This is a genomic window from Herbidospora sakaeratensis (assembly GCF_001570525.1).
GTDB lineage: Bacteria > Actinomycetota > Actinomycetes > Streptosporangiales > Streptosporangiaceae > Herbidospora > Herbidospora sakaeratensis.
Genome location: NZ_BBXC01000010.1, coordinates 194,329 through 220,338 on the forward strand (window position 1 = coordinate 194,329; position 26,010 = coordinate 220,338).

The following is a 26,010-nucleotide window of genomic DNA, read 5'->3' on the forward strand; positions in this document are numbered from 1 at the left end:
TGCCCTGGAGATGTTAACGCTAACATCAAGGAAAGGAACCGCTCCCCGTGAAACGCCGATTAGCCGTCCTGACGCCTCTCCTGCTGTTACTCGGCCTCACCCTCCCCGTCCAGGCAGCCGCTCCCATCACCACCCAGATCTACACCGCCGACCCCGCGGCGCTCGTCGTCGGCGACACGCTCTACCTCTACACCGGCCACGACGAGGCCTCCTCCACCGGCCAGAACTTCGTGATGCGCGACTGGCACGTCTACTCCTCCACCGACGCCGCCACCTTCACCGACCAGGGCGCCCGCCTGGCGATCTCCAACTTCTCCTGGGCCGGTCTGGACGCCTGGGCCAGCGAGGTCGAACGCGGCGCCGACGGGCGCTACTACTGGTACGTCTCCATCAACGGCAACGGCCCCGGCTGGATGAACATCGGCGTGGCCGTCGGCAACAGCCCCACCGGCCCGTTCACCGACGCGATCGGCGGCCCGCTGATCAGCGACTCCACCCCGAACTCCTCGCCGCTGAACATCGACCCGACCGTCTTCACCGACGACGACGGCCAGGTCTACATGTACTGGGGTTCCTACTACGGCCTGCGGGCGGCCCGCCTGAACAGCAACATGACCTCTCTTCAGGGCTCGGTCGTCACCCCGTCCGGAGTGTCGAACTTCTGGGAGGCGCCGTGGATGTTCAAGCGCAACGGCGTCTACTACCTGGCCTACGCGGCCAACGACTCCGGTTGTGCCACCCCGGGATACGCGTGCATCAGGTATGCGACGGCCTCGAACCCGCTCGGCCCGTGGACACACCGCGGCGTGGTGCTCGACATGGTCAGCTCGACGACCAACCACCCGGCGATCATCGAGTACAAGGGCCAGTGGTACATGGTCTACCACAACGCCGCCGCGCCGGGCGGAGGTAACTTCCGCAGGTCGGTGACGCTCGACAAGCTCTACTTCAACGCCGACGGGACGATGCAGAAGGTCGTCCAGACCTCCGGCGGCACCTCGTCGAACCTGGCCGCCTCGGCGACGGCCTCCACCTCCTACGTCTCCTCGTGGGAGACGCTGAACGCGATCAAGGACGGGTTCACGCCGACGAGCTCGGCCGACCGGTCCCACGGCGTCTACGGCAACTGGAACCAGCAGGGCACGCAGTGGGTCGAGTACCGCTGGCCCACCGCGCAGAACATCTCGAAGAGCGCCGCCTACTGGTTCGACGACAACCAGGGCATCGACCTGCCGGCGTCGTGCCAGCTCCAGTACTGGAACGGCACGTCCTACGTGAACATCGGCTCGTGCGGCGTCGCCGCCAACCAGTTCAACACGATGACCTTCCCGCAGATCTCGACCACCCGGCTCCGGCTCAACATGACCTCTCGTACCGGTTTCTCGACCGGCATGATCGAATGGACGGTGGGCGTGTGAGACTCCTCCGCGTTTCCGCAGCTCTGGCACTGTTAGCCGGGCTGATCGTCGCAGGACCGGCCGCCTCGGCGGCGCAGACGATCGGCTTCCCCACGTTCGGCGGCGGGACCATCCCGGCCGCACCGGTGGCCTACACGACCGGCAACATGATGCAGGCCATGTACGACGCCGAATCCTCCGGCACCGACTTCTGGATGGACCGCCTCCTCGGCAGAACAGGCAGCGACCCGGCCGGGAACTGGCTGATGACGCGGGGCCGGGCGCTCTACATGAAGACGCACAACCCCGGCACGCTCGGCTTCTCCGGCCAGGTGGCGTACTGGGAGGCGATCGGCGGATCGTCCGCCTTCACGGTCGCGATCACCCCGGGGACCTTCTCCGAGCAGGTCTCCCAGCGGTTCCAGGCGCCGTCGTACTGGCGCAGCGTGCACACGAGCGGGTCACTCGTGGTGACGCAGCAGAAGTTCATCACCAACAACAACGTCGCCGTGGCGAACCTCTCGATCGTCAACAACGGCACGTCGTCGTCGACGCTGCAGCTCAGGGCCACCTCGCCCTATGCCACCAGCGGCTCGGGCAGTGAGCTGACGGGGCAGGTGAACGCGTACAACAACCTGACCACGCTGTTCCCCCGGCTCGGCGGAGACGGCTTCACCGTCAGCAGCGGCGGCCTGAACAGGTCGGTCACCGTGGCCCCGGGCGCGACCGTGACCGCGAAGGTCGTGATGGGCTTCGTCGCGAACGAGATCCCCGACTCGCTGACCGAGTACAACGCCTACCGGGGCTACACCAACGCCACGGCGTTCGCGACGCACGTGCGGGCCTACAACCTGTGGTGGGCGCAGAACCTGCCGTACATCGACCTGGCCGAACCCGCGATCAAGAAGAACGTCTACTACCGCTGGTGGTTGATGCGCTACAACAACCTCGACGCGGACATCCCCGGCCAGACGTTCCAGTTCCCGGTGTCGATGGAGGGCGTGCTCGGCTACAACAACGCCATCGCGCTCACCCAGCCGATGCACATCGACGACCTGAAATACCTGCGCACCCCGCTGTACGCCTACGGCAACTGGTTGTCGACCGGGCAGACGTCCAGGAACGGCCGGTTCATGGACAACCCCGGCGACCCGGAGAACTGGTCGAACAGCTACACCCAGTACATCTCCGAAGCGGCCTGGCGGGCCTACCAGATCCACGGCGGCCAGCCCGCCATCGCGGGCGCGCTGGCCCGCTACGCCGAACGCGACGTGAAGGGCCAGCTCAGCTACTACGACACCGACAACAACAAGCTCATCGAGTACGACTGGGGCGCCCTCACCGGCAACGACGCCGACGCGGTGTCGTTCCACTGGAAGCCGGGCCGGATGGACCGCGCCGAATCGGCCTACCAGTACAGCGGCGCACTGGCCTCGGCCCAGGCGTACGAGGCCGTCGGCAACACCGCCAAGGCCACCGAGATGCGCACGCTGGCGACCGACATCCAGAACGCCATCGTGAACGTCCTGTGGAACCCGTCGCGCCAGCTGTTCGAGCACCGGCTGAAGTCGACGAACGAGTACGTGCCGTGGAAGGAGATCAACAACTACTACCCGTTCTCCGTCGGCGCGATCCCCAACACCGCGACCTACCGCCAGGCGCTGCGCCTCTACGACGACCCCGCGCAGTACCCGATCTTCCCCTTCTACACCGCCAACCAGGTCGACAAGGCCGCCGCGGCCGCCCAGGGCGAACCCGGGTCGAACAACTTCTCCACGATCAACTCGACCGTGCAGTTCCGCCTCTACTCCTCGGTTCTGCGCAACTACCCGAACTCGTGGATGACGGCCAACGACTACAAGAAGCTCCTGTACTGGAACACCTGGGCCCAGTACGTCGGCGGCAACACCGCCTGGCCCGACGCCAACGAGTTCTGGGCCGACTGGAACGGCTCCACGGTCCAGTACCGCTCGTGGATCCACCACAACATCCTCGGCAGCAGCAACTGGACGGTGATCGAGGACGTCGCCGGCCTGCGCCCCCGCAACGACGCGAAGGTGGAACTCTCGCCGATCAACATCGGCTGGACCCACTTCACCGTCAACAACCTGCGCTACCGCAACGCCGACCTGACCATCACCTGGGACGACCCGGCCGACGGGGTGACCCGCTACCCGGGCGTGCCCCAGGGCTACTCGATCTTCATCAACGGCACCCGCGTAGCCACCGTGAACTCGCTGGTGCCCTTCACCTGGGACCCGGCGACGGGAGCCGTGACGACGTCGGGAACCGTCGCCTACAACCAGTCCTACTCGGGCCTGCAGACGCCGTCGCAGGTGTCGTTCACGAGCGGACGCATGACCGACGTGCTGGCCAAGGCCGGCATCAACGTGGCGTCGGGGCTCATCCCCGCCTCCGGTAGCGCCTCGACGACGGCGTCGGGCGCCGGCACGGCCGGCGCGGTCGACGGCCTGCCGGTCAACGAGCCGTTCTGGGGCGGAACCGGGGCGACGAGCGACTGGTACGAACTGAACCTGGGGTCGTCGCAGCCGGTCAACGAGGTGCGGTTGTGGTTCAAGGACTCCCGGCCCGCCTCGGCGACCTATCGGGCGCCTTCCGCCTACACGATCCAGTACCTGAACGGATCGACGTGGACGGCGGTGCCGTCGCAGACGAAGACGCCCGCGACGCCCCGGGCCAACTACAACGTGGTCACCTTCCCGTCGGTGACGGCGGCCCGGATCCGCGTGCAGGTCACCAACGCGGGCAGCGCCAAGACCGGGCTGACGGAGATCGCGGCCTACAACCGCGGCGGCACCCCGCCGCCCGTCACGAACCTGGCGTTGTCGGCGACACCGTCGGCTTCCTACACCTCGTCGTGGGAGTCGGTGGCGGCGCTGAACGACGGCATCCAGCCGCCATCGTCGAACGACACGGTGAACCCACGGTGGGGCACGTGGCCGGAGACCGGGCAGCAGTGGGCGGAGCTGACGTGGCCGTCGGCGCAGACGCTCGGCCGCGCGGAGGTGTACTTCTTCGACGACGAGCAGGGCATCGACATGCCGTCGGCGTGGAAGCTCCAGTACTGGAACGGGTCGTCCTACGTTGACCTGCCGGGCTCCTACGGCCTGGCGAAGAACCAGTTCAACTCCGTCTCCTTCACGCCCGTGAGCAGCACCCGCCTGAGAGTGGTGCTGACCAGCACGGGCACGGCGTCGCTCGGGCTTCTTGAAGTGCGGGCGTTCGCGAGCTAGGTCCATCGGCGGGTGCCGTCACTCTCCTGGACGGCACCCGCTCTCACCTATCCCTCAAGATGGGAGCGCTCCCACAATGCGAACATCAATCTTGGCCGTGGCCTTCTCGGTCATGGCCGCCCTGGGCGTGATCGTCGCCCAGCCCGCGCAGGCGGCCGTCGCCTGCTCCGTGACCTACACGAAGACGTGGGACAACGGCGGCGCCTTCGGGGCCAACGTGACGATCAACAACCTCGGCGACCCGCTCAACCCGTGGACCCTGCGGTTCACGTGGCCGGGCAACCAGCAGGTCGGTCAGGGCTGGAACGGGACGTGGACCCAGTCGGGCCAGAACGTGACCGTGACCGCACCGGCATACGCGCCCGTCCTGTCCACGGGCGCGAGTGTCACGGTGGGGTTCAACGGGACGTACAGCGGGGCCAACAACGCGCCGACGTCGTATTCCATCAACGGCGTGACCTGCGGCGGCCCAGGCACCCCGTCGCCGACCCCCACTCCGACCTCTTCTACGGGGTGGAACCCGCCGGCGAACCTGGTCAATCCGCTCAACCAGGTCTGGTCGCACGTCGAGAGCACCTACGGGAACCTCTACGGGTTCCGCAACTACGGCTGGGACCAGGTCATGGCCAACCGGGGCTACGTGAACTACTGCGTGCGCTGGGACTCCCCGGCCTCGGTCACCGCCGCCCAGCGCGACGCCATCCACGCCGCGTTGCAGCGGCAGTTCAAGAAGTGGATGGACGTCATGGCCGGGCACAACGCCTGGCCCTACACCGACGTGCCGGTGCGGGTCGTCGGCTGGGCCGTCCGGGACCGGGCGCAACTCCAGTGGACCGACAACTCCGTCGACGTCTACGTGGGCGACATCCGCGAGAACGCGCCGCAGTGCGCCCCGCCGTGCGGCCGGTTCTTCAACCAGGGCGGGACCTACCCGAACTGCCCGGGCGGCGTGGCGCGGCACTACGACATGTCACTGTGGCTGACGGCCGGCATGGGCGGCGGCGCGGGCGGAGACTGGGGCCAGCGCATGGGGTCCGAGTACTTCATGAACAACATCAACGCCTCGAACATGCACATCCTGCTGCACGAGATAGGGCACACGTTCGGCCTGGACGACTTCTACGACTGGACTCCGACGGGGGTGGGCGGCTTCCTGATGAAGGCCGGCAGCGCATCACAGATCACGGAGTTCGACGCGTGGATGCTGCGTGACTTCTGGCGCCACGTGAAGAATAGGTACGGGCTCTGATCAGCGGGAGGTGCGTCCTTCGGCAGGGCGCACCTCCACCCGCCGCCTCGGCGGATCCTGCGCCTTCATGGTGTCCTGGCTTACGCCAATGCGGCGGATCTGCGGGGCCGTCCGAGTTTCGATCGGAGGACTCCGAAGGGCTTTCTCCACCCAATCGTTGGTGCGGGTTTTCTCTCGGAACGGCCCTTTCGCGGACTTCGATTCCGTCGATCGTGGCCTAGCGGAAGATGTCCTCCAGCCGCTCTGCCGAAATCGCCCGTTGGGCCCACACCTCGAGTTTTTCGGGGTCGGCGCATTCGGCGATCTGCGCGCGCATCTCGGCGGTGAGAGCGAAACCACGGTGCTCGACGGTGAACAGGAGCATCTTGCGGAAGGTTTCGGCCTGGCCGGCGGCGTAGTTCGTCACCGCGACGATGCTGTGGCGTTCGGGCTCGATCATCGTCATGAGAGTCTCCAGCTCCCTCTTCGCGGCCTCAGACAGACGCTTGGCCACTACTCAACGTACACGACGGTCTTGGACGGCTCGATGGCGTTCAGCGCGTGGACGACGGCTTCGAGCACGTCACGGTTGTGATCTCCGTGAACCGCCCCCGACAGGACCGCCAGTTCGGGCGACTCGCGGGCGACCTGGGGATCGGTGATGACGGGTACGGCGTCGGGGCCGATCACCAGCGGGGTCAGGGCAAGACCGGGGTGGCCGATCTGGATGGGCGCGGTGTAGCGGCGGGCGGTCTTGCGGTCGGGGGCGTAGACCACGAGTGTGGTCGGGCAGCGGCGGCGGGCCCAGAGATTGGCGACGTAGGGGAACCAGTCGTAGATCTTGTCTTTCTCGAAGCGAAGCTGGACTTCGGCGTAAACGATCCAATACCTGAACGGGTCGACGTGGACGGCGGTGAACCCACGGTGGAGAACGTGGCCGTCCGCGCGGACGCTCGGCCGGGCGGACATGCCGTCGGCATGGAAGCTCCATTACTGGAACGGGTCGTCCAACGTCGACCTGCCGGGCGCCTACGGGCTGGCGAAGAACGAGTTCAACTCGGTTTCGTTCACGACTGTGAGTGGCGCTGACCAGCACGGGAACGGCGTCGATGGGGCTGCTTGAGGTCAGGGCGTTCGCGAGTTGGTCAATCGGCGGGTGTGGCCGCACGATCGGGTGGCACCCACGCCGGTTCACAGATCGATGCGCTGAGCCTCCAAGAGGACGACGCCGGTCGACCCGGTCTGTGCGATGGCGTCTTTCAGCAACTTCTCCGCGTCTGGATTCAGGCCGGGATGCGAGGCGTGATACTCGATGCCTTCGATGGAGAGTCCGATGTCCGGCCACCTCGTAGATGTCATCGACTCGATGGTGGGGTGGCGGTCGATGACGTGAGTCCAACCGCGTTCCTGAAGCAGTCTTCTCGCCGTGCCCACCGCTCCCTTGGGGCCGGGTCGTCCGACGTCGATGACCAGGACGTTCGAGATCTCGGTGGTGCTGTCCCACAGGGCCCAATCGGTGGTTTCCCCTACCACCTTCCCGATTTCACGGATGTCCTCGACGGCGTAAGGATCGACCCGGCGTACGACGGGAGCGACCGCTTCGAAGCAGGCCGCCAGAAGGAAAGACGTGCAGAGGAGGACGGCGAACTTCCGGCCGTGCCGGATATTCGGCACCCTCATCGACGACCTCCGAGGGTTTCCATTTGGGAAACGACCCGGTTCTTCTCCGGGCGAGGTCTCGCATAGTAGCGTCGGAGCGCTATTCGCCCATGGCGGAGTTTCATATGGGAGGGGACCGCGGTGGCCGCTGATGAGAGAACGCCCGTGCCCGTATGGACACTCGCGACCGAAACCGTGAGCGTTCTGAACGTGCCCGGCGAGCAGGGCATGACGCCGGCCCGGCTGGCAGAACTGAGAACGGTTCTGGCGACACTCGCCGATTCCCCCATCGCCACTCTGGAAGCGCATCCGATGCCGGCCCAGCGTGACCGCAGCGGCGGAATCGTATTGCACGCGGCCAGCCCGCTCGCCCAGCAGTTGTCGCACCTCGTGGCTCAGACGGCGAAATCGGCGCCATCGACGCCGGGCCTCGTGGGCTCCGGTGACGTGCTCTACCGGATGGTCGTGCCGGCCAGGGTCGCCGCGCAACTCGGGAAAGGACTCATCCGGCCCATGGCCGCGAAGGCGGGAGGCATCCGCGGTCCGCTGGTCGACTCCACGGGCACGATAGCAGCCAACGCCAGGTTCGTGCCCGTCACCGGCAAGACCACGGCCGGTGTGGCCGGTGTGGCCGGTGTGGCCGGCGTGGGGGCGTTCACGGTGGCCGCGCCCCTTGTGCTGATGGCCGTCGCGGTCGGCATCAGCGCCCACGCCGACCGCCAACGCCAGAAGGCGATCGAGCGGATCACCGATCTGCTGGAGCAGTTGGGCGAGGACAACGTCGAGACCGAGCGCAGTGAGCTCGACGGTTGCCGCGACGCGATCGACAAGGCGACCTCGATCCTTCTCGACCAGGGCAGAATCGGCCTGTCATTGGGGCTCGACTCCTCGTCGTACGCGATCAGCACGGCGATCGAACGAGCCAAGCGCCGCCTCACGAAATGGCAGGACGCGCTGGCCGATTTGCCCGAGGGCCCGGTCGAAATCAGCGTGTTGACGAAATCGTTCCCCGGCGTCAACGAGGAAGGCGGCGCATTCCGCGCCCACTTGGAGCTCGCACGACTCGCCATTGCCCTCAAACGCCGGGTGCTCGTGCTCCAGGCCGTCGAACACGCTCAACTGATGGCGGCCGACAATCCGTTCAAGAGATTCATCGCGACCCTGCACGACGACGAACGTCGCGTCGGAGAACTGGAATCCGGCCTCGACGACGTCTTACTCCGGCTGTCGACTCTCGAACTCAAACGCTCCAGCGGTTTCCTGGGCGTCATGTTCACGCCGGGCGACGTCGACGACCTGCTCAAGGCCGTATATCGCCTGCGCGCCCTGGGCGACGGCCTCAACAGGAGAGACGCCCAAGCCGACGTCGCGATCGATATCGAACGAAGCGGCGACGGATCGCTGGTGGTGTTCCCCGCGACCGCCGCGTGACAGGAGCCGTGGCCCGCGCTATGCGGTCTGCCCGCCGTCCAGCGGAATGCGAGCCCCGTTGAGATAACCCGATTCATCGCCCGCGAGAAAGACGGCCATGTCGGCGACATCGGTGACGGTCCCGATCCGCCTCGACGGGATGGCCTCCAGGTCGACGTAAGGCCGCGCGGGGCAGCGACATCGGCGCGTCGACGACCGGCAGCGTCACCGCGTTCGCGGTGAGCCCGAAAGGCCCGTATTCGTGCGCCCACGTCTGCGTCAGGTTCTCCAGCGCCGCCTTGCTGGCGTTGTAGACCGAGGCCCCCGGCCAGGCCCTGCGCACACCCGAGCTGGAGATGTTCACGATCCGCCCGCCGGGCTTCCTGATCAGGTACGGCAGCACGTCCCGCGTCACCAGGAACGCCGCCCGGAAGTTGAGCCCCACGATCCGGTCGAAGTCGTCGTCGGTCACCTGGTCGGTCACCGCGTCCCCGAACGCGGCGGCGTTGTTGACCAGCACGTCCAGCCCGCCCTGTGCCTCGACGGCGGCGACGAGGGCGGCGCGGGTCTCGGCCGAGGTCAGGTCACCCGGCACGAACGTCGCGGCCCCGATCTCGTCGGCGATTCGCTGCCCGAGGTCGGCCCGGCGGCCGGTGAGCACCACGGTCGCCCCTTCGGCGCCGAAACGCCGTGCGATGCCCTCGCCGATCCCCGAGGTGCCGCCGGTGACGAGCGTGATCTTCCCTGAAAGTCTCATGGCTCCGACGCTAGGAGCCCGGCGTACATAAGATCAAAGACCGATTCTCAATGCGTGGATAAGCTGAATGCATGAACTTCGAGCTGCGCCACCTGGAGGGCTTCGTCGTTCTGGCCGAGGAGTTGCACTTCGCCCGCGCCGCCGAACGTCTCCACATCGCCCAGCCGGCCCTGTCGCAGCAGATCCAGAAGCTGGAGTCGGTGCTGGGCGTCGAACTCCTCATCAGGGAGAAACGCCGCACCCGCCTGACCCACGTCGGTGAGCTCTTCCTGGTCGAAGCCCGCCGCACCCTCGATCAGGCCAAGGTCGCCCAGTCGGTGGCAGACCGGGCCAAACGCGGGGAACTGGGGCGGTTGAGGGTGGCGTACATGCCGACGACCTCGTCGGGCCCCTTCCTCGCCATGCTCGCCCACTTCCGCGACCGCCACCCCGGTGTGGAGATCGACCTGCTCGAACTCCCGCTGGGCACCACCGGCCGCCCGCCCGACGTGGACGTCGCCTTCATCTCCCGCATCGGCGACATCGTCTGCCCGGAGGGCGTGATCCTCTCGGTCGAACCGTTCATCGCCGCCCTACCGGTAAAGCACCGCCTGGCGTCGAGTCCGGTCATCGAGATCGCCGACCTGGCCGGCGACCCGTTCGTCTTCCTCGACCTCGCCGACTGCGCCGAGTGGGCCGAGACGGTGCACGACATGTGCACGACCGCCGGCTTCCGTCCCCAGGTCACCCATCGCGTCTGCCAGGTCTCCACCCAGCTCATGAGCGTCGCGGCCGGGCTGGGCGTCGCCCTGGTCCCCGCCTCCACGGAGGGGCTGCGGCGGGAGGGCGTCGCCTTCGTCCCGCTGAAGGGCCCGACGGCCACGATCACCGCCGCGGCCCTGTGGCACGCCTCCGATCCGTCACCGGTCCTGGCGAGGTTCGTCGCGAGCCTGCGTACGGAAGACGTTCGTGGCATGCCAGGCGAAGTAGTGCCTGCTTGAGTCACTCCACGCCGCCACGGCGCGTCCGGCCAGGCGGCTCGCGTGCTCGTGCAGGCGGGGGTGGCCGACGAGCTCCGGACTGAGCTCGACCAGGCCGCCGTCCGAGACCTTGATGTAGCCGTGCTCGTAGAGGCTGTCGCAGCCAAGTGTGCAGGCCAGCATGGCGACGTTGTCGAGATCGCGCCGTTCCCGCTCCTCACAGTCGGTGCGCCTCTTGATGTGTGCGGCCACGAGGAACGTCTCCGGCAGTTCCGCGCCGCACAGGGCGCACCGGGCTCCACCGTTGATCAGCAGCCGCCGGAGCATCGCCTGCTCGCCGCGCCTGGCGACCATGGCGTTGTAGGTCAGCGAGCCGGTGAAGTCGCGCCGGGCCGCCGCCACGTCGGCCAGACCGACCGCTCCAAGCAGCGCGGCTTCGTCGGCGTCGTCGAAGTAGTCGTGCAGCAACTGGTCGACGACGAGGTCGGCGGCGGCTCGCGACCGGGTGAAAAGATCATGGAGGGGGCGGGTGAACCCACCCCTGATGGGCGGGTCCGCGGAGTTCAACCACGTCAAGTGGTGGTCGCGGGGCGGCGGTTCGGACAGCTCCCAGAGCCGGGTGTTGTGCAAGGCGACAAAGGGATACTGCGGGGTCGCGGCGTCGCCCGCCTTGCCGAACTTCCTGATCAGGCCGGCGACCGCTTTCTTGAGCTCAGGCCATTCCGCCATTCGCTCTTCGCCCCGCACGGCTCTGCCGATGGCCCACAGCAGGGTCAGCGGTTGGTGGCGTTTACGGGAGCCGTCCCGCGAAGGCTGGACGTTCAGCTTGATCACCGACGCCAGGACCGCCTCGATGGGGCTGACCGGATCTTCCTCAAGTTCCACTTCTGGTGATCGTTCACGACCGGGGCCGTGTCACACCTCTTGTGCGACACGGCCCCTTCGCGGACTAACGACGAGGTCTGGGCTGGACGTGCGGCGGCCCCGCGAACACCAGATCAGCCTTGATCGAGTTGTAAGCCCGCTTCGGCTGGTAGTTCTCGTCGTACAGCGTCGCCAGTCCCTCCGGCGGGTTGGTGAACCACGTCGGCACCCACGAGTGCTTGTCCGTGAAGCCCCACACCGTGTACGACAGACAGTTCCGGTTCAGCAGACACGCCTGCATCAGCACGCTGAAGTTCGACGCCGACGCCTGCAGACGCGGGTTGATCTCGTTCGAATCCCCGGCCTGCACCCCGGCCGTCATCTGGCTCCGCACGTCGACCTCGGTCAGCGCCGAGACCATGCCCAGGTCGGAGAACGCGTCCAGGACCTCCTTCACCTGGAAGGTGTCGAAGTTCCCGTACTGGGTGCCCAGGTGCCCCTGTGATCCGAAGCCGTCGATCGGCACGCCCTGGGCGCGCAGGTTCTTGATCAGGTTGTAGATGAACCAGACCTTGTCGGAGGGGCCGCGGTCGCCGAAGGCCTCCATGTTGTAGTCGTTGTAGAACAGCAACGCGTGGGGGTCGGCGGCGCGGGCCCAGCGGAAGGCGTCGGCGATGTAGGTCGGGCCGAGGTTCTGGGCCCAGAAGCCCTTCAGGTGGATCTCCGAGGGGGTGTCCCACGGGTCGCTGGCGGCCTCGTTGACGACGTCCCACTGCCAGATCTTGCCCTTGTAGCGCTTCACCACGGTCGTGATGTGCTTCTTCAGCAGGTCGCGCAGTTCGGTCTTGGAGATCGTGCCGTTGGCCACGCCTTCGGTCAGCCACGCCGGCAGCTGGTTGTGCCACACGAGCACGTGCCCGCGGACCTTCTGGTTGTTCTTCTTCGCGAAGTCCATCAACGCGTCGGCGGGGCCCCAGTTGTAGGTGCCGCGCGTGGGTTCGAGGCTCTCCCACTTCATGGCGTTCTCGTGGGTGACGCTGTTGAACTCCCGGGTGGCGATGGCCTTGTACTGCGGCTCCGCGAGGGCGTCGTTGCTGATCGCCGTGCCGATCGCGAGGTTGTGCCGGGCGGCCAGGGCTTTCAGGCTCTGGTCCTGTACGGCCGGGGGCCGCCCGTTAGCCGACACGGGTCCCTGGCTGAGGACAGCCACGAGTCCGAGCGCCGTGGCCGCGATGACCACCAGTCGTCTCATCGAACTCTCTCCTTTGGGGGTCAGGCTCCAAAATGTTTCGGAGATGTTCCGAAATCGGATGCTAACCGTCTCGGGCAAAGTGAGAAAGACCCAGTTTGGGAAGCCGAAAAGTTTCGATTGTCTTGACACGCGAGGCGTTTGTTAAACTAGTCGGCAGGTCGAGAGGCGCTGCAACGGGCTGGTCAACGCCCGCCACGCTCGGCTGGAACCACCCCGACAAGGTCGCCTCTTCCATCGTTCGGAGGAGGCTCAGTGGATCTTCGTCAGCTGCTCGCCGACCGGGTCGCGGTGCTCGACGGCGCCTGGGGAACCATGCTCCAGGGTGCCGGGCTCACCCCTGCCGACTACGGCGACGAGCGCTACGCGGGTGACCCCGACATGCTCAACATCACCCGGCCCGACGTGATCCTCGACGTCCACCGGCAGTATCTCGCCGCCGGTGCCGACATCACCACGACCAACACCTTCACCGCCACGAGCTTCGGGCAGGCCGACTACGGCGCCGAACAGTTCGTGTGGGAGCAGAACCTCCAGGGCGCGCGGCTGGCGCGGCAGGCGGCCGACGAGTTCGGCGGGCGGTTCGTCGCGGGCTCGGTGGGCCCGCTCAACGTCACGCTCTCGCTCTCGCCGAAGGTCGAAGACCCGGCCTACCGGGCGGTCACGTTCGACCAGGTCAAGGCCGCCTACGTTGAGCAGATCGCGGCGCTCGCCGAGGGCGGGGTCGACCTGCTGCTGATCGAGACGATCTTCGACACCCTCAACTGCAAGGCGGCCATCGCCGCGGCCCGCGAGGTCGCGCCCCAGCTGCCGCTGTGGATCTCGGTCACCATCGTCGACCTGAGCGGGCGCACCCTGTCGGGGCAGACCGTCGAGGCGTTCTGGCGGTCGATCGAGGTCGCCGAGCCGCTGGTCGTCGGGGTCAACTGCTCTCTGGGGGCGACCGAGATGCGGCCCCACGTGGCCGAGCTCTCGAAGATCGCGGGCGTGTACGTCGCCAGCCACCCCAACGCCGGCCTGCCCAACGCGTTCGGCGGCTACGACCAGACGCCTGAAGAGACCGGCGCGCTGCTCGGCGACTTCGCCCGGCAGGGCATGGTCAACATCGCCGGCGGGTGCTGCGGCACCACCCCGGCCCACATCGCCAAGATCGCCGAGGCCGTGAAGGGCCTCGCGCCGCGTGAGGTGCCCGCGCCCGCCAAGGCCACCCGGTTCTCCGGCCTCGAACCGTTCGCGATCGGGCCCGACACCGGCTTCGTCATGATCGGCGAGCGCACCAACGTGACCGGCTCGGCCAAGTTCCGGCGGCTCATCGAGGGCAACGACCACCAGGCGGCCGTCGACGTCGCGCTGGAGCAGGTGCGCGGCGGCGCCAACCTGCTCGACGTCAACATGGACGCCGACCTGCTCGACAGCGAGCAGGCCATGACCACCTTCCTCAACCTGATCGCGACCGAGCCCGAGGTGGCCCGGGTCCCGATCATGGTCGACAGCTCGAAGTGGACGGTCCTCGAAGCCGGCCTCAAGTGCGTCCAGGGCAAGGGCGTGGTCAACTCGATCAGCCTCAAGGAGGGCGAGGAGGTCTTCCTCGACCACGCCCGGCAGATCAAGAACTACGGCGCCGGCGTCGTCGTGATGGCCTTCGACGAGCAGGGCCAGGCCGACACGACCGAGCGCAAGGTCGAGATCTGCGCCCGCGCCTACGACCTGCTCACCCAGCGGGCCGGGTTCGCGGCCGAGGACATCATCTTCGACCCCAACGTGCTGGCCGTGGCGACCGGCATCAGCGAGCACAACGCGTACGCGAAGAACTTCATCGACGCCCTCCCGCTGATCAAGGACCGCTGTCCCGGGGTCCGGATCAGCGGCGGTATCTCCAACCTGTCGTTCTCGTTCCGGGGCAACGACGTGGTCCGCGAGGCGATGCACTCGGCGTTCCTGTTCCACGCCGTCAAGGCGGGGCTCGACATGGGCATCGTGAACGCCGGGCAGCTCGCCGTCTACCAGGACATCCCCGCCGAGCTGCTGGAACTCGTCGAAGACGTGATCTTCGACCGACGTGAGGACGCCACCGACCGGCTCGTCTCCTACGCCGAGACGGTCAAGGGCGCCGGCACCGCCCGGGTCGTCGACCTGTCGTGGCGCGAGGCGCCCGTCAAGGACCGGCTGGCGCACGCGCTCGTCCACGGGATCGTCGACTTCATCATCGAGGACACCGAGGAGGCGCGGCAGCAGTCGGCCCGGCCGCTCGACGTCATCGAGGGCCCGCTGATGGACGGCATGAAGATCGTCGGCGACCTGTTCGGCAGCGGCAAGATGTTTCTGCCGCAGGTCGTGAAGAGCGCCCGGGTGATGAAGCGCTCGGTCGCCTACCTCGAACCGTTCATGGAGGACGAGAAGTCCGACTCCGGCCAGGGCACGGTGGTGCTGGCGACGGTGAAGGGCGACGTCCACGACATCGGCAAGAACATCGTCGGGGTCGTGCTGGGCTGCAACAACTACAAGGTCATCGACCTGGGTGTGATGGTCCCGGCGGCCAAGATCCTCCAAGTCGCCGAGTCCGAGGGCGCCGACGTGATCGGCCTGTCCGGCCTGATCACGCCGTCGCTCGACGAGATGGTGTCGGTGGCCGGCGAGATGACCCAGCGCGGCATGTCGACCCCGCTGCTGATCGGCGGCGCGACGACGTCCAAGCAGCACACCGCGGTGCGCATCGCGCCCGCCTACAACCACCTCACCCTCCACGTGCTCGACGCCTCGCGCGTGGTCGGCGTGGTCTCCGACCTGCTCGACCCGGCGCGGGCCAAGGAGCTGGCGATCAGGTCGAAGGCCGACCAGGAGCGGCTGCGTGAGCAGCACGAGACCCGCATCCGGCAGCCGCTGCTCTCGCTGAGCAAGATCCGGGCCAACCGCACCGCCGTCTCCTACGACGACCTGCCGACCCCCGAGTTCACCGGGGTGCGCAAGGTGAGCCCCTCGATCGCCGAGTTGCGCGAGTTCGTCGACTGGCAGTTCCTCGGGCTGGCCTGGGGCCTCAAGGGCAAGTACCCCGCGATCCTGGAGCGGCCCGAGGCGCGCGAGCTCTACGACGACGCGTTCGCGATGCTCGACCAGATCATCGCCGACGGCTCGTTCCGGGCCGAAGGGGTCTACGGCTTCTGGCCGGCCCACTCCGAGGGCGACGACATCGTCGTCGGCGACCGCCGGTTCCCGATGTTGCGGCAGCAGACGCAGAAGCCCGAAGGCCGTCCCAACCGCTGCCTGGCCGACTGGGTGGCGCCCGAGGGCGACCACATGGGCGGTTTCGCCGTGGCCATCCAGGGCGCCGAGGTGCTCTCGGCCCGCTACGAGGCCGACAACGACGACTACAAGTCGATCATGGTGAAGGCGCTGGCCGACCGCCTGGCCGAGGCGTTCGCCGAGTGGATCCACCTGAAGGCCCGCCGCGAGTGGTTCGAGCCCGGCGCCGAGCCCGTGCTCGAAGACCTGCACGCCGAGAAGTTCCGCGGCATCCGCCCGGCGCTCGGCTACCCGGCCACGCCCGACCACAGCGAGAAGCGCGACCTGTTCGAGCTGCTCGGCGCCGAAGAGGTCGGCATCGGCCTGACGGAGTCGTACGCGATGACCCCGGCGGCGGCGGTCAGCGGCCTGATCCTGCAGCACCCCGACTCGCGCTACTTCACGGTCGGCCGCCTCGACAAGGACCAGATCCACGACTACGCGGCCCGGCGGGGCATGCCGGTCGACGAGGTGGAGCGCTGGCTGCGCCCCAACCTCGCCTACGAGCCGTAAAGAGCCCCGAACGCCAGCGCCCGCGGGGCCGGTCCCCGCGGGCGCCGATCACGACGCGTCGGTGTGCTCCATGGGGAACGAGTGGTGCTCGTGGGCGATCTGCCACGCCCCGTCGATCTTCTTGAGGCCGAAGGTGAGGCGCAGCCGGGCCGGGCCGTCGTCGTCGGCGTCGGCGCAGCGGGCCAGGGCGTGGGCGAACGCGACGTCGGCCCCTTCGACGACGTCGAGCGACTCGAGCTCGAAGACCGCCCCCGAGCGCTGCCACTCGAAGAAGCCGGGCCAGGTGGCCCGGTAGGCGTCGAGGCCGCGCACCCCCTCGTAAGGGGGCGGCACGTCGAACATCGTCACGTCGTCGGTGTGGTGGGCGGTGACCTGCTCCAGGTCGCCGTCGTGGACCGCGCGGGCCCAGGTCTCGATCAGCTTGCGGATGTCTTCCATACCCTTACAACCCGAGGAACTTCACGAATTCGTCGCCGATGAACGAGATGACCGCGGAGATCTTCGGCCCGCGGAAGACGAGGACGTCGAGGCTGACGGGCACCTCGACGCCGTCGTCGATCAGGTAGGTGACCCAGACCTTCGGCGAGGCGGTCGGCGCGAAGCGCCAGCCGTACTGGAGCGGGCCCTCCACCAGGAAGCGCCTGATCTCCGCGTGACCGTGGTAACGCTCGTCGAGCGGCGGCATGGTGTACCTGGCGTCGTCGGTCAGCATGCCGACGATCGCGTCGAGGTCGCCTGCGGTCCAGGCGGCGGCGTATCGGGCGGCGGTCTCGCGCTGGCCCTCCTCGCCGAGCGCGTCCTGCTCGGCCAGCGCCGCCCGCGCCCGCCTGACCGCGCTGTGCACCGCGGCGGCCGAGGTGCCGAGCATGTCGGCGGCCTCCCGGGCCGAGTAGCCGAGCACGTCGCGCAGCAGCAGCGCGGCGCGCTGCGGCGGGGTCAGGTGGTGGATGGCGGCCACGAAGGCCAGTTCGACGCTCTCCCGGATGAGCACCTGGCTCTCGGCGCTCGCCACGAAGATCGGCGGCCCGAGCTCGATCGGCTGCCTGCGCTGCCCGATGATGGTCAGCGCCCGGTTGGTGGCGATCTTGTAGAGCCAGGGCCGCAGCGAGCCCTCGAACCCGTCGAGGTTGCGCCAGGCGCGCTGGAGGGTCTCCTGTACGGCGTCCTCGGCGTCGTCCATGGAGCCGAGCAGGCGGTAGCAGTGGGCTCGCAGCTCGTCGCGGTAGCCGGCGACTTCCTCGAAAGACGTCACCCCGCCGATTCTGCCGAACCGGCGGGGCGGGAGTCGGGCGTCAGTCGCCCAGGTTGATCGCGCCGACGATGCTCGGCTGGAAGCTGATGCCGGGGTCATCGAAGTCGGCCACGAACTTCTCGGCCGGAGCGTCGATCCAGACCTTCTTGCCCCAGTTGGTCAGGTAGGTGTCGCTCCCCAGGACGACCTTCGAGGACTTGCCCTTGTTGTCAGTCGACTCGAGCACGTCATGGGTGGCGATGCGGCGGATCAGGCCGTCTTCGGTGCCGATCCACAACTTCCAGTTGAGCGTCCAGAGGAGCGGGAAGCCGGGCACGCTCAGGTCGAGGCGCTGCTTGCCCGTGTAGAGCGTGGTCGCCACCCCGTTGACGACGCCGCCCGCCTTCTTCGACGTGGTCGACTTGAGCAGGGTGCGCAGTTCCTTGGGCGACAACACGTTGATGGCCGATCCGCCCAGCCCCGACGCGTTGCCCTTGCCCTTGAACCTGATCCAGCTCTTGCCCGCGGGCAGTTGGAGGAAGTCGACCAGGCCGCCGGTCATGTAGGTGGCGCCCTTGAGATTGATCGTCTGGGACGCGGTGCCGCTGAACTCGCCGAAGAGTTCGGTGAGCTCCTTGGGGACCGTTCCGTCCGTGGCGCTGCTGGTGACGATGTCGCTCGCCGTCACCCGTGAGCGGCCGAACTGCAGGTTGCCGTACGACCTGCTCTTGAACCCGAGAGTGGGTCGGATCTGGCTGACCGAGTTGAAGTGCACGCCGTGGGCGCTCTTGAGCTGCGCCGCCAGCGCCGCCACCGGATCCGCCGCCTTGGCCTGCGCCGCCCCCGTGGTCAGCGCGGTCACCATGACGAACGCCGCAGCGGTCGCGATTAATCGCCTCATTGTTGTACCGTCACCCCGTTTGTTTGTGATTGCCGATAACCCTGTCCTATCCGGACAGGGTTATCAACGGACGTTACAGAACTGGTTCTATCAAGAAGTGGACGTGACAAAGCGCTGGTCAGGGGCGTAGATCCAGACCGGCTTGCCCCATTCCGTCAGATAGGTGTCACGGACCGTCCGGTCTTTTCCATTCTTTTTCGCCGTGTCACTCGTGACCCGCCGAATCAGACCGTCACTGCCGATCCAGACCTTCCAGTCCGTCACACGGGTCTGCCCGCGTCTCCGGCCTTCGTAGACCGTCGTCGACACTCCGTCGAGGACGCCCCCGGGGGACTTCTTCTTCGCCGATTTCAACAGTGCGCCGATTTCCGCCACCGACAACGCGTGCACGGCGGGGTCGTCGAGCCCCGCGGCCGTCACGTCGTTCTTCAGCTTCCATCCGCCGTTGTCGTCGTCGTGGTAGACGGCGTCGCCGACCCAGATGGTCTCGCTGATGTTCTCGTGCCGCTCTTCCTGCGTGGCGGTGGGCCCGAGGGCCCGCTCCACGATGGCGCGGTTGGCCTTCACCCGGGACCACCCGAACTGCAGGTCGCCGTAGATCTTGAAGGTGGCGTCGTCGGTTCTCTGCACCGTCTCGTAATGCACCCCGTGGGCGCTTTCGAGTTTGGCCGCGAGTGCCTGGAGGGGGTCGGCGGGCGCGGCGGCGGCCGGGGTGGCGAGAACCGTGCCCACCATGGCCGCACTCCCGGCGAATGCGATTAATCGCCTCATGGCGGACAGCGTATTGGTGGGAAGTCTTCAGGTGTTGAACTTTGTGCCCGCAATCACGAAACCTTCACATCAGACGCCGTCGCCGAGGTCGGTGAGGGTGTCGCGCAGCAGGTCGGCCAGGGCGCGCAGGCGTTCGGGCGGGACGGGCGACAACAACTCCCGATGGGCCTTCGTGGTCTCCAGGGAGAGCTGCTCCGACGTGGCCACGCCCTCGGGGGTGAGCCGGACCCAGGAGGACCGGCCGTCGGCCGGGTCGGGCTCGCGGACGACCAGCCCGGCCGCCTGGAGTCGCTGGAGGATGTTGCTGGTGCCGCCCGTGGTGAGCATCAGATGGCTCGACAACCCGCTCGGCTTGAGGCGGTAGGGCGCGCCCTCGCGGCGCAGGGTGGCGAGCACGTCGAAGTCGGCGTAGGTCAGGCCGTGGGCGCCGAGGACGCGGGCGGTGACCTCCTCGATCATCCCCTTGAGTCGACCCGATCGTTTGACGATCTCCAGTTCGGTCGTGGCGGCCTCGGGGAGCTCGGCGCGCCACCTGGTGATCATCTCGTCCACACGATCCATGGCTTGAGTCTAGATGCCTTGCCTGATAGCTTTCCGAAAAGCTTTCGTGAAAGGAATCTGGTCATGTGCACCCTCATCACCAACGCGACCCTGCTCGACACCGACCCGGAGCCCCGCGCCGTCGAGGGCGACCTGCTCATCGAAGACGGCCGCATCGCCGCCGTCGGCCACGGACTGGCCGCCGACCACGTCGTCGACGCCGGGAAGGCGATCGTCATGCCCGGCCTGGTCGACGCCCATCGCCACGTCTGGCAGAGCGTGCTGAGATCGCTCGACCCCGACTCGACCCTCGGCGACTACCTCGACCTCGTGCTGGGCCGGCTCGCGCCGTCGTTCACCGAAGACGACGTGCACGCCGCCAACCACTGGGGCGCGCTCGACGCCCTGAACTCCGGCGTCACCACGCTGTACGACTGGTCGCACGTCCCCCACCCGGAGGCGGCGCTCGACGGGCTGGTGCAGGCGGGCGTGCGGGCCGTGTTCGCCCATCCCGACCGGGAGGCGCTGGCCCGGCTCCGCCCGCCGGCGCACATCGCACTAGCTCTGGCCGCCACGGGTCCCGTCTACGGGCCGGTCGAGGAGGCCGTACGGGACTGGAAGGCGGCGCGGGAGCGGAGGTGGCACCTCAGCCTGCACGCCACCGGGACGGGCGCGGTCGAGAGCCTGCACCGGCACGGGCTGCTCGGGCCCGACGTGATGGTCGTGCACGGCAACGGCTTCACCGACGACGCGATGAAGACGATGGCCGACGCCGGCGCGACCGCCACGGTCACCCCCGCCGTGGAGGCGCAGATGGGCCACGGCGCTCACGAGACCGTGCGGTTCCGCGCCCACGGCATCGCGACCGGGCTCGGGGTCGACACCGTCGTCACCGTGCCCGGCGACCTGTTCTCGGTCATGCGGGCCGCGCTGCCGGGCACCCCGGCGGCCGAGGTGCTGAGGATGGCCACCATCGAAGGCGCCCGCGCGATCGGGCTCGACCGGGAGATCGGCTCCCTCACGCCCGGCAAGCACGCCGACCTCGTCATGATCGCCACCGACGGTCCCGGGATGGCCCCGGTGACCGACCCGGTGAGAGCGGTCGTGGGGTCGGCGGGCCGGGGCGACGTGCGGGCCGTCTTCGTCGCGGGCCGCCGCGTCGAGACGACCTCGGCGCGGGCCCGGGAGCGGGCCGAGCAGGTCAGGGCACGCTTGACGGCTTAGGAGTGGCCGCCGTGCTCGGCCACCTCGACGTGCCCGCCGAGACGGGGGACCAGCCCGTTGAGCTCCTTCTCCGGGCCGACCACGACCCAGCGGGTGCCGACCAGGTAGGTGCCGCCGTAGGCCTGGGCGCCCTTCAGCCAGTCGGTCTGGTTCTTGTCGGCCTGGAAGGTGAGCACCACCGACTGGTAGGTCGGGGCGGTGCACATCGCCTGGCGCATGTCGGGCTGCTGGCCCTGGATCTCCGGCGTGCAGCCGATGACGCCGGTGATCTCCTCCAGGGTGTGCGTCGGCGCGACCGCGTGGTGGCCGGTGGCCTGGGACTCCTCACCCCCGATGGCCCACCAGATCACGGGGATCGCCGCCAGCGCGAGGATCGGAAGCGTCCAGCGTCTGGTCACGACGAGAGGCATGACCGTCCTCCTTCTTCGGTGTGAGCCGCGCCGTCGCGACGGCGACGGCCGCGATCGCGGCGTAGACCAGGGCGCCGAGCCACTGGTCGCCGACGGGCAGCCAGGCGATGTCGTCGAGCTGCGAATACCAGCCCCGGCCCTGGGCCGGGCCGAGCAGCAGATAGAGGGCGACCACCGCCTGGGTCCCGGCCATGACCGGCCAGATCCCACTGCAGATGGTCGTGTACGCCGCCACGGCCAGCCCCAGCAGCACGAGCAGCCGGACCGCCAGCACCGACTGCGACAGCTCGAACAGCGGCGTGGTGAACAGGGCGAGCGAGGGCACCGTGGCGGTCACCAGGCCCAGCCAGGCCGGGGGCCGCCACGGCCGCCAGGCCATCGCCAGCAGCGCCGGGACCAGCGCGCCCACGATCGCCCACTGGACCAGCTGCACCGACACGATCGCGCGGGCGTAGGTGCCCAGGCCGCCCACGGTCGCGTAGGCGAACAGCGCCAGACCGCCCGCCCACATCACCGGCCGCTGCCGGTCGGACCAGCGGAAGTAGGCCGCGCAGGCCAGGGCGACGGCCAGCAGCAGGATCGGGTCGGGCCGCCACTCGGTGACGAGCCGCCCGGGGGCCAGGATCGGCAGGTAGAAGCCGAGCACGCCGTGGGCCGGCGACTCGCCGGGCGGCGGCGGGGTGCGCGAGAGCGCCACGGCCAGGCCCATCGTGGCGGCCATCAGCACGACCTCCCCGGCGGCCAGCCGCAGGAAGGGGACCTTGGTGGAGGTGAGGGCCGCGATGGTGCGGGTCCGGTGGCGCATTCCGAACCACCCCAGCGCGACCATCGCGGCCAGCTTGAGGAGCACGAGGACGCCGTACTCCGACGACCAGAGGAGCTCCAGCCGGCCCAGCCGGACCCAGGCGTTCAGCAGGCCCGACAGGGCGACCGTGACGTAGCACCACAGGGCCAGCGTGCTGAAGCGTTCGACCGCCCTGACCGGCGCCTCGCGCATGAACACGATCAGGCCGAACAGCCCGCCGACCCACAGGACGACCCCGCCGAGGTGGACGAGCAGGCTCGACACCGCGAAGTCGTGGTCGACGGCCGAGGCCGAGTGTCCCGCGTAGGCCGGCGGCAGCACCGCGAGCACGGCCACGGCGAGCAGCAGCCACGGTTTCCCCCGGGCCACGAAGCTCAGCAGGGTGATCGCGAGGGCCAGGACGTACACGATCAGGAAGGAGAGCCCCTGCGGGACGTACAGGATGAAGGTCGAGAGCATGCCCGACCGCAGGGCTTCGAGCACCGGCGCGCCGACGAAGTCCGACAGCGTGAGCAGCACGGTCGCCGCCGCGCTGCCCGCCCAGGCCAGCGCCCACCGGGGGACCGCCCGCGCCAGGATCTCCTTCTCGCCCAGCAGCACCGCCGCGAGCAGCGAGCCGACCGTGCCGACCGCGCACAGATCGTGCACCAGCCGCATGATCGGCAGGCCCCAGGTGGTCAGGGCCCCCGGTGACGGGAGCCCCCGGATGGCGGGCAGGTCACGCGGCCCGCCGAACAGCTGGACGAGCACGAGAGCAGCCAGCCCCGCGGCCAGGGCCAGCGCGCACACGAGCACGGGTCGCCTCACGACCGGAGATACGCCGTCCGGCGCGATCGGGTTCGGTCAACGAAAAGGTAACGATGTGCGCCTCATTGAGCTGCGCATTTCCGCCCCGCACAGTGGAGGCATGGTGACCTCCTATCGCGAAGTCGTCGACCGCATCTACACCCTGGCCCGGTTACATGCGCTGTCGGTCAGATGGCGCGAAACGACGACGGCCAGTCGCCTACTCTTGCTCTACGACGGAACCGAGGTGGTCGTGGGACGGTCGATGGTGCCGATACGGAACATCACCAGAGCGGCCCTTGACGACGTCGAGCACGACCTTGAACACGTCTTCGGAAGGGGCTGGTTGCGGTGACGACCGCCGTCCACCGGCTGACCGTCAGGGTCAGCAGGGAACGCGCACTCGACCGGGACATCGAGGTCTGGTACGCCCGCCCGGTGGACGCCCCGATCCGTTCGGGGGTGTCGGCCGAGACCCTGACCGAGCTCCGCGACGCCGTCGACGGCGTGAAGCACTTCATCCTCGACGTCTCCTCCGACGCCGCGGTCGAGGTCGACTACCAGTACGACCTCCCGGGCGTCTCGCCCGAGGTGTGGCAGGCCCACCGCGAACTGCTCGCCCACCTTGACAAGGCCGGCCTGTCGGCGGCCGACCGGGCGGCCCTGCTCGCGGGCTGAGCAACGTCAAGAATGTTTCACGTGAAGCCGAGTTCTGATCTTCGTGATCTGGGCCGGCGTCGTACGGCAGCAGCCGCCGATGTGGGTCGCGCCCGCCCAGTCGGCCACCGGGAAGTCGTTCCCGACCCCCTCCCACGTCTTCTCCTGGGCGTTCCAGGTCTCGCCCGAGTTGGGGTAGACGACCCTCGCCCCCAGCGTGATCAGGTTGGCGATGTAGGCCGGGTTGGTGCAGTTGGCCCCGACCGGGACGTCGAGGGCGGCGGCCGCCTCGGCGAACGGGGTGCCGTCGCTGATGGTGTGGTCGTCGCGGCACGAGAAGCTGATCCAGCCGTCGGCCCCGGTCTCGTGGAACAGGCGCAGCAGCGCCTTGGCCTCGGGCAGCGAGGGCACGGTCTCGGCCGCCACCAGGTCGGCGCCCGCGCCGGCCAGCAGGTGGAAGCGGTCGCGGTGCCACGCGTAGAGGTCGTCTTCGGTCAGGTCGCCGTAGTCGCCGGTGTACTCCTGCCCGTCGGCCAGGTAGGCGCCGTAGGGCCCGACACTGGCCGCGACCTGGCCCGCGCCGTGCTGGTCGCGGGCCTGCCGGGCCAGCTCGACCGACGACACGATCAGCGCGGCGGCCTCCGAGGGAGACGCGCCGTGGCGGGTGAAGCCCTCGATGGTCGCCTGGTAGCTGGCCGTCGTCGCGACGTCGGCTCCGGCGGCGAAGAAGTCGAGGTGGGCGCGGCGGATCACGCCGGGGTCGTCGGACAACAACCGGGCCGACCAGAGGTCGTCGCCCAGATCGCAACCGAGGGTCTCCAGGTGGGTCGCGAGCCCGCCGTCGAGGATCACGCGATCGCCTGCATGACCGGGGTGTAGACACGCGAGATGTCGGTGGTCATCGGCTTGCCGTACTCCATGAGGGTGGTGCTGAACGCGGGTTTGAGCCCCTGGTCGCGGGCCCACCGCGCGGCGGCGGGCAGCAGCGACTCGACCCGGATCGGGCCGGTCACGTCGGCCGCCAGATCGGCGAGCAGGTCTTCGGCGTCGGCGGCCGACTTCGCCACGACGGGACCGATCACGTTGATGTGGCCGTTGTGCCACACCCCGCCGAACCCGCCGTCGGTCACCCGGAAGCTCTCGCAGAAGCCCGGCAGCCGGGCGAACAACTCGGTTCGGGGAGCGCCGTAGACCTCCTCGTCGAGCGCGGTGACCGCCGCGAGGTCGGTCAGTTCGCCGGTACGTCCCGACGCCGACCCCGAGAAGGTCCCGGTGTAGACGTCGCAGACGCCGGTCGAGCGGAAGCCGAGGCGTTCGTAGAGCGGGCGGCCGTAGGCGGTGGCGGTGAGGGTCGCGGTGTCGGTGCCGGCCACGTCGAGGGCGTGGCGCATCAGCCGGCCGCCGAGGCCCTGCCGTTCGTAGCGGCGGGCCACCAGCATCATGCTGATCGCGGTCACCTGAGTGCCGAAGCGCACCAGCGCCACCGTGGCCGCCAGGCCGTCGCCGTCGGGGGCCTCGATGCCGTGGACCTCGCCGACCTCGTAGAGCAGGCGGCACTTCTCCCGTTCGGGCGACCACTCGCGGTCGACCGCGAGGGCGAGGAAGTCGTCGAGCCGGTCGACGCCGAGCCGGTGGATCGAAAAAGTCATTCGTCAATCAATCGGTCGAAATAGACACGGTCCGCACCCGGGCCATCGTAGTCGGCGATCGGTTCGCTCACGCGGAAGCCCATCGCGGTGTGGAAGGCGATCGACCGCGTGTTGCGCGGCGAGGTGACGGCGGCGACCCGGGTCCGGCCGACCGAGTGGACCAGCGAGAAGAACCGCCGGTAGAGCTCGCGTCCCACGCCGCTGCGCCGGAACGTCGGGGCGACCCCGACGAAGTGGATGTACGCCAGGTCGCGCTGCCCCTGGGAGAGGAAGCCGACGAGGAAGGCCACGAGGTGGCCGTGGGCGTACACGACGAAGCTGGTGTTGTGGAAGTGGTCGAGGAACAGGCGCGTCAGCCCACCCTGGACCGGCACGCCCCACCAGTCGTCGACGACCGCCTTGATGGCGTCGTAGTCGGAGGGCTTCGCCGGGCGAACCTCTATCTCGGACACGAGCCTATTGTGGGC

At 68.5% G+C, this 26,010-nt stretch carries 26 protein-coding genes; 9 read left to right on the forward strand and 17 right to left on the reverse strand.

Annotation, left to right across the window (positions count from 1 at the left end; translation table 11 throughout):
* Positions 1-47: 47 nt before the first annotated feature.
* The 3 genes from AW271_RS14115 to AW271_RS14125 all read left to right on the forward strand — a co-directional run bounded on the left by AW271_RS14115 (position 48) and on the right by AW271_RS14125 (position 5,900).
* Complete coding sequence (locus AW271_RS14115) at positions 48-1,418, forward strand: glycoside hydrolase family 43 protein (RefSeq protein WP_062336809.1); 1,371 nt, start codon at positions 48-50, stop codon at positions 1,416-1,418.
* Positions 1,415-4,651, forward strand: a complete 3,237-nt coding sequence (locus AW271_RS14120; protein WP_245653052.1) for a discoidin domain-containing protein — start codon at positions 1,415-1,417, stop codon at positions 4,649-4,651. The genes AW271_RS14115 and AW271_RS14120 overlap by 4 nt, the downstream gene beginning before the upstream one ends.
* A gap of 97 nt (positions 4,652-4,748) precedes the next feature.
* Complete coding sequence (locus AW271_RS14125; RefSeq protein WP_218008046.1) at positions 4,749-5,900, forward strand: cellulose-binding domain-containing protein; 1,152 nt, start codon at positions 4,749-4,751, stop codon at positions 5,898-5,900.
* Between the two features lie 217 nt (positions 5,901-6,117).
* Here AW271_RS14125 and AW271_RS14130 read toward each other — a convergent pair whose 3' ends face one another.
* The 3 genes from AW271_RS14130 to AW271_RS14140 all read right to left on the reverse strand — a co-directional run bounded on the left by AW271_RS14130 (position 6,118) and on the right by AW271_RS14140 (position 7,559).
* A complete protein-coding gene (locus AW271_RS14130) occupies positions 6,118-6,345 on the reverse strand; it encodes a hypothetical protein (RefSeq protein WP_157554125.1) in 228 nt (75 codons plus the stop codon).
* 47 nt (positions 6,346-6,392) lie between these two features.
* Positions 6,393-6,848: a hypothetical protein gene (locus AW271_RS14135; RefSeq protein WP_062336818.1), complete on the reverse strand. Its 456-nt coding sequence runs from the start codon at positions 6,846-6,848 to the stop codon at positions 6,393-6,395.
* A 222-nt stretch (positions 6,849-7,070) separates the two neighbouring features.
* Positions 7,071-7,559 carry a hypothetical protein gene (locus tag AW271_RS14140; protein WP_062336820.1) on the reverse strand — a complete coding sequence of 163 codons (489 nt, stop codon included), beginning with the start codon at positions 7,557-7,559 and terminating at the stop codon, positions 7,071-7,073.
* Between the two features lie 174 nt (positions 7,560-7,733).
* On the opposite strand from AW271_RS14140, the gene AW271_RS14145 reads away from it, so the two are divergent.
* Entirely contained in the window at positions 7,734-8,969 is a 1,236-nt protein-coding gene (locus tag AW271_RS14145) for a hypothetical protein (RefSeq protein WP_218008047.1), read from the forward strand.
* Between the two features lie 18 nt (positions 8,970-8,987).
* On the opposite strand, the gene AW271_RS43110 is transcribed toward AW271_RS14145, so the two are convergent.
* On the reverse strand, positions 8,988-9,068 hold the full coding sequence (locus AW271_RS43110; RefSeq protein WP_369408405.1) for a hypothetical protein: 81 nt from the start codon (positions 9,066-9,068) through the stop codon (positions 8,988-8,990).
* Positions 9,043-9,705, reverse strand: a complete 663-nt coding sequence (locus AW271_RS41465) for an SDR family NAD(P)-dependent oxidoreductase (protein ID WP_062336823.1) — start codon at positions 9,703-9,705, stop codon at positions 9,043-9,045. Before AW271_RS41465 ends, AW271_RS43110 begins: the two co-directional genes overlap by 26 nt.
* A gap of 71 nt (positions 9,706-9,776) precedes the next feature.
* On the opposite strand from AW271_RS41465, the gene AW271_RS14155 reads away from it, so the two are divergent.
* Positions 9,777-10,685, forward strand: a complete 909-nt coding sequence (locus tag AW271_RS14155) for a LysR substrate-binding domain-containing protein (protein ID WP_062336825.1) — start codon at positions 9,777-9,779, stop codon at positions 10,683-10,685.
* On the opposite strand, the gene AW271_RS14160 is transcribed toward AW271_RS14155, so the two are convergent.
* Both AW271_RS14160 and AW271_RS14165 read right to left on the reverse strand, forming a co-directional pair.
* Entirely contained in the window at positions 10,605-11,549 is a 945-nt protein-coding gene (locus AW271_RS14160; RefSeq protein WP_062336827.1) for a phosphorothioated DNA-binding restriction endonuclease family protein, read from the reverse strand. The genes AW271_RS14155 and AW271_RS14160 overlap by 81 nt on opposite strands.
* A gap of 64 nt (positions 11,550-11,613) precedes the next feature.
* Positions 11,614-12,780, reverse strand: a complete 1,167-nt coding sequence (locus tag AW271_RS14165; protein WP_062336830.1) for an endo-1,4-beta-xylanase — start codon at positions 12,778-12,780, stop codon at positions 11,614-11,616.
* 252 nt (positions 12,781-13,032) lie between these two features.
* On the opposite strand from AW271_RS14165, the gene metH reads away from it, so the two are divergent.
* Positions 13,033-16,569, forward strand: coding sequence for a methionine synthase (metH, locus tag AW271_RS14170; protein ID WP_062336831.1), 3,537 nt, complete (start codon positions 13,033-13,035; stop codon positions 16,567-16,569).
* A gap of 48 nt (positions 16,570-16,617) precedes the next feature.
* Here the strand turns inward: metH and AW271_RS14175 are convergent, their stop codons facing one another.
* The 5 genes from AW271_RS14175 to AW271_RS14195 all read right to left on the reverse strand — a co-directional run bounded on the left by AW271_RS14175 (position 16,618) and on the right by AW271_RS14195 (position 20,033).
* Positions 16,618-17,007 (reverse strand): YybH family protein, encoded by a 390-nt coding sequence (locus tag AW271_RS14175; RefSeq protein ID WP_062336833.1) that lies wholly within the window; start codon positions 17,005-17,007, stop codon positions 16,618-16,620.
* Between the two features lie 4 nt (positions 17,008-17,011).
* Positions 17,012-17,821 carry a sigma-70 family RNA polymerase sigma factor gene (locus AW271_RS14180; protein ID WP_218008048.1) on the reverse strand — a complete coding sequence of 270 codons (810 nt, stop codon included), beginning with the start codon at positions 17,819-17,821 and terminating at the stop codon, positions 17,012-17,014.
* 40 nt (positions 17,822-17,861) lie between these two features.
* Entirely contained in the window at positions 17,862-18,701 is an 840-nt protein-coding gene (locus AW271_RS14185) for a hypothetical protein (protein ID WP_157554128.1), read from the reverse strand.
* A 90-nt stretch (positions 18,702-18,791) separates the two neighbouring features.
* A complete protein-coding gene (locus AW271_RS14190; RefSeq protein WP_157554131.1) occupies positions 18,792-19,433 on the reverse strand; it encodes a hypothetical protein in 642 nt (213 codons plus the stop codon).
* Positions 19,434-19,541: 108 nt separating this feature from the next.
* Positions 19,542-20,033, reverse strand: coding sequence for a MarR family winged helix-turn-helix transcriptional regulator (locus tag AW271_RS14195; protein ID WP_063817982.1), 492 nt, complete (start codon positions 20,031-20,033; stop codon positions 19,542-19,544).
* A gap of 63 nt (positions 20,034-20,096) precedes the next feature.
* On the opposite strand from AW271_RS14195, the gene AW271_RS14200 reads away from it, so the two are divergent.
* A complete protein-coding gene (locus tag AW271_RS14200) occupies positions 20,097-21,236 on the forward strand; it encodes an amidohydrolase family protein (protein ID WP_062336841.1) in 1,140 nt (379 codons plus the stop codon).
* On the opposite strand, the gene AW271_RS14205 is transcribed toward AW271_RS14200, so the two are convergent.
* A complete protein-coding gene (locus AW271_RS14205; protein WP_062336843.1) occupies positions 21,233-21,646 on the reverse strand; it encodes a hypothetical protein in 414 nt (137 codons plus the stop codon). The two genes, AW271_RS14200 and AW271_RS14205, sit on opposite strands and share 4 nt — an antisense overlap.
* Positions 21,561-23,258, reverse strand: a complete 1,698-nt coding sequence (locus AW271_RS14210; RefSeq protein WP_157554134.1) for a CopD family protein — start codon at positions 23,256-23,258, stop codon at positions 21,561-21,563. Before AW271_RS14210 ends, AW271_RS14205 begins: the two co-directional genes overlap by 86 nt.
* 100 nt (positions 23,259-23,358) lie before the next feature.
* Here AW271_RS14210 and AW271_RS14215 point away from each other — a divergent pair, with 100 nt between their 5' ends.
* A complete protein-coding gene (locus tag AW271_RS14215; protein WP_157554137.1) occupies positions 23,359-23,592 on the forward strand; it encodes a hypothetical protein in 234 nt (77 codons plus the stop codon).
* The gene (locus AW271_RS14220; protein ID WP_062336849.1) at positions 23,589-23,915 is read left to right on the forward strand and encodes a hypothetical protein; all 327 of its coding nucleotides are present in this window, start codon (positions 23,589-23,591) and stop codon (positions 23,913-23,915) included. The genes AW271_RS14215 and AW271_RS14220 overlap by 4 nt, the downstream gene beginning before the upstream one ends.
* A gap of 6 nt (positions 23,916-23,921) precedes the next feature.
* On the opposite strand, the gene mmuM is transcribed toward AW271_RS14220, so the two are convergent.
* From mmuM to AW271_RS14235, 3 genes are read right to left on the reverse strand one after another with little or no spacing between them, the layout of a single operon-like run.
* Positions 23,922-24,746: a homocysteine S-methyltransferase gene (gene mmuM / locus AW271_RS14225; RefSeq protein WP_062336851.1), complete on the reverse strand. Its 825-nt coding sequence runs from the start codon at positions 24,744-24,746 to the stop codon at positions 23,922-23,924.
* The gene (locus AW271_RS14230) at positions 24,743-25,543 is read right to left on the reverse strand and encodes a GNAT family N-acetyltransferase (RefSeq protein ID WP_062336853.1); all 801 of its coding nucleotides are present in this window, start codon (positions 25,541-25,543) and stop codon (positions 24,743-24,745) included. The genes mmuM and AW271_RS14230 overlap by 4 nt, the downstream gene beginning before the upstream one ends.
* Positions 25,540-25,995, reverse strand: a complete 456-nt coding sequence (locus AW271_RS14235) for a GNAT family N-acetyltransferase (protein ID WP_062336855.1) — start codon at positions 25,993-25,995, stop codon at positions 25,540-25,542. The genes AW271_RS14230 and AW271_RS14235 overlap by 4 nt, the downstream gene beginning before the upstream one ends.
* Between the last annotated feature and the right edge of the window lie 15 nt (positions 25,996-26,010).